Annotated in this window: 6 protein-coding genes; 3 read left to right on the top strand and 3 right to left on the bottom strand. The window is 47.8% G+C overall.

The window, feature by feature from the left end; all coding sequences use genetic code 11:
• Positions 1-83 precede the first annotated feature (83 nt).
• On the bottom strand, positions 84-1,634 hold the full coding sequence (gntK, locus tag AB3Y94_RS12305; RefSeq protein WP_367296450.1) for a gluconokinase: 1,551 nt from the start codon (positions 1,632-1,634) through the stop codon (positions 84-86).
• 33 nt (positions 1,635-1,667) lie between these two features.
• The gene (gnd, locus tag AB3Y94_RS12310) at positions 1,668-2,573 is read right to left on the bottom strand and encodes a phosphogluconate dehydrogenase (NAD(+)-dependent, decarboxylating) (protein WP_367296451.1); all 906 of its coding nucleotides are present in this window, start codon (positions 2,571-2,573) and stop codon (positions 1,668-1,670) included.
• A gap of 141 nt (positions 2,574-2,714) precedes the next feature.
• Here gnd and AB3Y94_RS12315 point away from each other — a divergent pair, with 141 nt between their 5' ends.
• Both AB3Y94_RS12315 and AB3Y94_RS12320 read left to right on the top strand, forming a co-directional pair.
• Positions 2,715-3,578 carry a MurR/RpiR family transcriptional regulator gene (locus AB3Y94_RS12315; protein ID WP_367296452.1) on the top strand — a complete coding sequence of 288 codons (864 nt, stop codon included), beginning with the start codon at positions 2,715-2,717 and terminating at the stop codon, positions 3,576-3,578.
• Positions 3,579-3,635: 57 nt separating this feature from the next.
• A complete protein-coding gene (locus AB3Y94_RS12320) occupies positions 3,636-4,400 on the top strand; it encodes a GH25 family lysozyme (protein WP_367296453.1) in 765 nt (254 codons plus the stop codon).
• 99 nt (positions 4,401-4,499) lie between these two features.
• On the opposite strand, the gene AB3Y94_RS12325 is transcribed toward AB3Y94_RS12320, so the two are convergent.
• Positions 4,500-4,868: a DUF4828 domain-containing protein gene (locus AB3Y94_RS12325; RefSeq protein ID WP_125692276.1), complete on the bottom strand. Its 369-nt coding sequence runs from the start codon at positions 4,866-4,868 to the stop codon at positions 4,500-4,502.
• Between the two features lie 215 nt (positions 4,869-5,083).
• Here AB3Y94_RS12325 and AB3Y94_RS12330 point away from each other — a divergent pair.
• Positions 5,084-6,000: Gfo/Idh/MocA family protein (locus AB3Y94_RS12330; RefSeq protein WP_367296454.1), on the top strand; the 917-nt coding region annotated here is incomplete at its 3' end.

The raw sequence follows: 6,000 nt of genomic DNA on the forward strand, positions 1-6,000 counted from the left end.
GATAAGTTCTCGTTTGTACATAAGAAACTTTCAAAAAAGTTAATTAATTCAGTTGGTTTTCTGAAAGTACTAAATCCATCAAACTACTTGGTGTCTGATTGGTGAACATGAGTACGTTGATACTCAGCGATGTTCTTGTATTCTGATTGTAATTGCCGACTAAGGCGAATGTAAATCGGAACCAAGGCACGGTAAGCGTCGTAGGTTTCTGGGTTAGGGTGGTGGACGTTAGACACACCGATGAAGTTCTTCACGGCAGCCAGGTCATCAATCATCCCTAAAGCGTACATCCCTAACGTAGCAGCCCCTAAGGCCGTTCCTTCAGGACTTTCAGGAATCGTGACGTCTTGTTCAAAGATGTCCGCTAGCATTTGCCGCCAGAGTTCAGAACGAGCGAAACCACCCGTTGCTTGAATACTAGATGGCTTGCCAACGACTTCTTCCAAGGCGAGCATCACGGTGTAGAGGTTGTAGACAATTCCTTCCAACGCAGCACGAACCATGTGAGCTCGTGAGTGCGTCCGGGTTAATCCGAAGAAGGAACCGCGGGCGTTGGCATCCCAGATAGGGGCCCGTTCCCCACCCAAGAATGGATGGAAAATCAGCCCGTCTGAACCAGCAGGGACCTTAGCAGCAATCTCAGTTAAGAGGTCGTAAGAGTCCACGTGCATTTGTTCAGCCGTAATCTTTTCTGGTGCGAAGAGTTGATCTCTGACCCAACGGAAGACAATCCCCCCGTTGTTTACTGGCCCACCAACGACCCAGTGGTCTTTGGACAGGTAGTAACAGAAGACCCGACCTTTAGGATCAATCTTCGGCTTGTCAGTGACGACCCGGACGGCACCAGAGGTTCCAATGGTCACAGCGACAACGCCAGGGTTGATTGCATCAACCCCCAGGTTAGCCAGGGGACCGTCGGAAGCGCCCATGATGAATGGGGTTTGTGGATCGATACCAATCACACCCGCGTAGTCGCTCTTCATACCGGAGATTTGAGCAGTCGTGTCGACCAACTTAGGAAGCTGATCACGCGTCACACCAGCAACTTCTAAGGCCTGGTCGTCCCAGTCCATGTTGAAGATGTTGAACATCCCGGTAGCGTTAGCGATGGAGTAGTCTTCTTGTAAGACGCCAAATAGCTTGTAGATGACGTATTCCTTGATACCAACGAACCAGTGAGCTTGGTTGAAGAGGTCAGGTTGTTCATTCCGTAACCAGATCAACTTGCTCAAAGGAGTCATCGGGTGAATTGGTGTCCCAGTCTTTTCGTAGAGTTGTTTACCCACACCATTTTCCCGTAATTCATCCGCATACTTCACGGAACGGTTGTCGGCCCATGTGATGGCCCGAGTCAATGGCTTGTGGTTTTCGTCTAACAAGATGAGACTGTGCATGGCAGCTGAGAAAGAAACGCCATGTAATTGGCCGTTCTTTAAGTCTGCCTTGCGCAGGACGGTCGTTAAACCATCAATGATAGCGGAGAAGATTTCTTCTGGATCTTCTTCAGCCATGTCTGGAACATCTTGATAGAGGGGATACAGGTTGTTTGAATAACCCTGCATCTTACCCGTGGTATCGTACAATACGGTCTTGACACTGGTAGTTCCAATATCGACCCCAATCATGTAGTCCATAGTGCTCTTCCTTTCGTGTTGCTAATTTAAAGCTTATTTGTCAGCCTTGTCCATGGCGTGACCACCGAAACCGTTACGTAAAGCTGAAACAACTTTACCAGTAAAGGTGTCATCTTGCATTGAACGGTAACGCATCATCAATGACAAAGCGATAACTGGCGTTGGTACGTGGCTGTCCAAACCTTCTTGAACAGTCCATTGGCCTTCACCAGATGCATGCATCCGGCCAGCAATCTTTTCCAATTCTGGATCTTCGGAGAAGGCTTCTTCAGCAAGTTCCATGAGCCAGCCGCGGATAACGGAACCATGGCTCCAAACCTTGGCAACAGCTTCGTTGTCGTAGTCAAAGTCGGAAGCTTCAAGAACTTCGAAGCCTTCGGCGATGGCTTGCATTTCACCGTATTCAATCCCATTGTGAACCATCTTCAAGTAGTGACCTGAAGCGGCCCGGCCAGTGTAAAGGTAGCCGTCTTTTTCGGAAATGGATTCGTAAAGTGGGCGGATCGTTTCGAAAGCTTCTTTGTTGTCGCCACCGATCATGAAGTTCCCGTGTGAACGAGCGCCTTCCATACCACCTGAAGTACCGCAATCGAAGAAGTCGATGCCTTTGGCCTTCAAGATGTCGTTGTGACGAAGTGAATCCTTGTAGTAGGAGTTCCCACCATCGATCAAGATGTCACCCTTGCCGAGTAACGTACTCAATGATTCGATTGTGGAGTCCGTAGGCTTACCAGCTGGAACCATGACCCAAACAACCTTAGGTGATGGTAACTTAGCAACCATGTCTTCCAAACTGTCGGCACCTTCAGCACCAGCAGCAACAGCCTTGTCGACAAAATCCTTGTTTAAATCAAAACCAACGATTTCGTGGTCGTGATCCATTGCGTTCTTAGCCAAGCTAAGACCCATCTTACCTAAACCAATTAATCCGAGTTTCATGAAATTAATCTCCTTTACAAGATACGAAATTTTTCTGACAATGAGTATTATATGTAAAAAAGTTTCACATTTCAAGAGAAATGATGTAAAATGTTTACAAAAATAAAATTAAATCAAAATTCGTAACTTTGAAAGGGGACGGTGACCATCGCTCGTTCTACTATTGGCAAGATTCGTGGAACCTATGACCAATTATCTCGAACTGAAAAAAAAGTGGCGCAACTGGCGTTGGATAGTCCAGCAGTTGTCAGTGAAATGACGATTAAGGAACTTTCTAGCGCCGCTGGTGTGTCTACGGCCACCATTTCCCGTTTTGTGAAGCGTATGAATTACGCTAACTACCGGGAGTTTACCATGGCACTGATGCACACGTCTATTGAAGACACTTCGCACCCTAGTTCCTTTCCTGAGTTGGCCGAGGGCGATTCACTTGCGACCATTGCAAGTAAGACGTTTCACTTTTCAATGAGTTCTTTAGAGGCCACTAATGAAGCTCTGAATGAGCAGGATCTTGCCCGGGCTGTCTTAAAATTGATCAACTCGAAGACCATCAGTTTCTTTGGGTTAGGGGGATCATCAATTGCCGCGTTGGATGGCTATCACAAGTTCATGCGGACTTCACTCAATGTGGCCTACTACCCGGACTATGATATCCAGCTGATGCAAGCCGCTCGGATGGGTGAGGATGACTGTGCGGTAATTATTTCCCACTCGGGGCGGAACCATGAAACGTTAAAAATTGTGGACGAATTGAAGCGAAATGATGTGACCATCATCGCTATCACTAGTTACAGTGGGTCTCCACTGGCGCAACGCGCGGATGTAGCCTTCCTTTCATTAACCGATGAAGTGAACTATCGGTCGGAGGGGATGTATTCATTAATTTCTCAACTAGCGATTCTGGACAGTCTGTTTATGATGACGGTCCTACGGATTTCTTCACGAACGGACCACATTCTAACCAAAGTTCGAGACGTGATTGAACAGACTCGCCACGAATCCTAAGCAACATGGTATAATAGTTAGTAATCTTTCCATGCTATGGAGAAACGGTGACTGACGGTGAAACGACGAGACTATCAACCTATATATGACAACACATTTCGCCGGCACCATCGGGTACGGCGTTGGTTAGTCGTGCTTATCTTGTTAGTATTCGCCGGAGCCGGTTACTTTGGCTGGTATCAATGGCAGTCTCACCAGCGTGAACAGTTGGCCAACTATCCAGTGCGCGGCGTGACGCTTAATCAGGATAGTGGGTATCTAGACTTTCAGCAGTTGGCCAATCACGAGACTTTTGTCTACCTTCAGGCAACCTCTGGGGCGACTTATACCGACGATGATTTCAGCGACAATTATTCGCGTTCACAAGGGGCATCACTGAAGGTGGGTGTCATTCACACCTTCAGTTTTACCACGTCTGCCAAACGCCAGTATCATCACTTTAAGGCAACGGTCGGTAACAACTCTGGGACGTTACCGATTATGGTGGCCGTCAATTACTATGGTAAATATAATAGTAATAGTCAGGACATGGCGATTCAGGGGCAGAAACTGAAGCATTTGATTGAGAAGCTGCAAGGTCACTATCACCAGGGTGTGATTGTCTTTGCCAACAAGCAGGTGCTGACCCAATTTGTGAAGCCGGTCTTACCCAGTCAAGATTACTGGATTGCTGGTGGTAAACTTAGCGCAAACTCGAAACAAGTTAAGTTCATTGAGTACGATGCTGATGGCTCGGTCACCCAGAATGGGCAAGAGCAGACCGTGGCGCGCTCCGTATTCAATGGAACCAAGCAAGATTGGCAAACCTTTGCCCGGGGATAAGTGTTCACCCAGTCTTAAATTAAACAGCGACAAAAAGACTCACCCGTTAGCTTTGACTGTGTCAAAGTTAGCGGGTGAGTTCGTTAGTCTGTCCAAATTTTAGGAGTCGCCATCAAGTGGGTGCATGGCGTAAGTGCAGTCGTCAGCTTCATCGAAGAATGAAATGGGTTGACGCTCATTGGCGTGAATCGTCAAATGATAGCCAAACTTGTCCTGAAAGGTGAGTTGCTGTTCATTAAGGTCCTTGACCCGGACTTGAAGCTGGTGATCATCAATTTGCACGTCAAGATTAGGACTAATTTCTAACCGGTGTTGGCGCTGGTTATGGGGGTCAACAAACTGCCAAGTTCCAACGTAAAACAACGGTGAGTCACTAGGTTGCGTCTGCTGTTTCTTGCGCAACGAAAAGCCGCCGGTTAATCCGGCAACTAGTGAAATACCAAAAAGTGCGATCTCTCGACCCTTCACCGGTAATCCCTCCCTTGAAAGAATTTGCGTAAAACCCGAAACCTAATTGCTCAGGTGGTTTCAATACTCTGGTTGATTACCTCTTAAATATAACATTTTTGGCTAAGAATGCCGCAACAATTCCCTCCTTTTTTGGGAAAATTAATCCTTATGCTATCGCAGAGAGAGTCCGACTGTTAAAATGAGTTTATCAACTAAAACACGGTGGAGGGATCATGATGATTCGAATGGGAACAGTAGGTACTAACTGGATTACGCAGCAGCTGGTTGAAGCACTGGCGCTGAGCAAGTCTTACGAGTTGGCGGCAGTGTATTCTCGCCATGCGGACACGGGGGCAGCCTTTGCGGCGAAGAACCACGCCCAAGCGAGCTATACTGACTATGAGGAGATGTTGACCCAGGCGGATTTAGATGCTGTTTACATTGCTTCACCTAACAGTTTACACTTTGAGCAAGCCATGGCGGCCATTCAACACGACGTTTCAATTGTCGTGGAAAAGCCGGCCTTCAGTAACCGTCAGGAAATGACAGCCATCCTCGCGGCCCTCAAACAGCATCCGCAGGTCAAGTTCTTTGAGGCTGCTCGGCACGTGCATACGCCAAACTTCCAGCAGATTGAAAAGGCAATGACTGGGCTACCTACGGTTCAGGGGGCGGCTCTGACCTTCATGAAGTATTCTTCACGGTATGATCAGGTCCTCGATGGTGAGGCGCCTAACGTCTTTACCAAGGAGTTTTCCGCTGGTGCTTTACAGGATCTCGGTGTTTATCCGGTTTACTTGGCCATCGCGTTGTTTGGCCAACCCGAGAACGTCTCCCTGTTTCCAACGTTGATTGCGACCGGTGGGGATGGCAAGGGGCTAGCAGTTTTGCGGTACACGGACTACGACGTGACAGTCGCCTATGGCAAGACCAGCAACTCCTATGCTTCCTCTGAAATTTACGGACTCAAGGAAACGATTGAAATTGATAGCGCTGGTGAACTGACGAAAGTTGGCTTGCGGGATGATCACGGGGCGCTAACGGACCTAAGTGAACCAGCCCTGGCTAACCCCATGCTGCCAGAAGTTACTGATTTTGCTCGCGTCTTATTGGCACCAGAAGAAGTCCAAAATGAAAAAGATTATCAACA

This window comes from Levilactobacillus yonginensis, from assembly GCF_964065165.1.
GTDB lineage: Bacteria > Bacillota > Bacilli > Lactobacillales > Lactobacillaceae > Levilactobacillus > Levilactobacillus yonginensis_A.

Excerpts from the sequence above, each read along its gene's own strand:
- gntK (WP_367296450.1), bottom strand. The coding sequence starts at position 1,634 with ATGGACTACATGATTGGGGTCGATATTGGAACTACCAGTGTCAAGACC.
- gnd (WP_367296451.1), bottom strand. The coding sequence starts at position 2,573 with ATGAAACTCGGATTAATTGGTTTAGGTAAGATGGGTCTTAGCTTGGCT.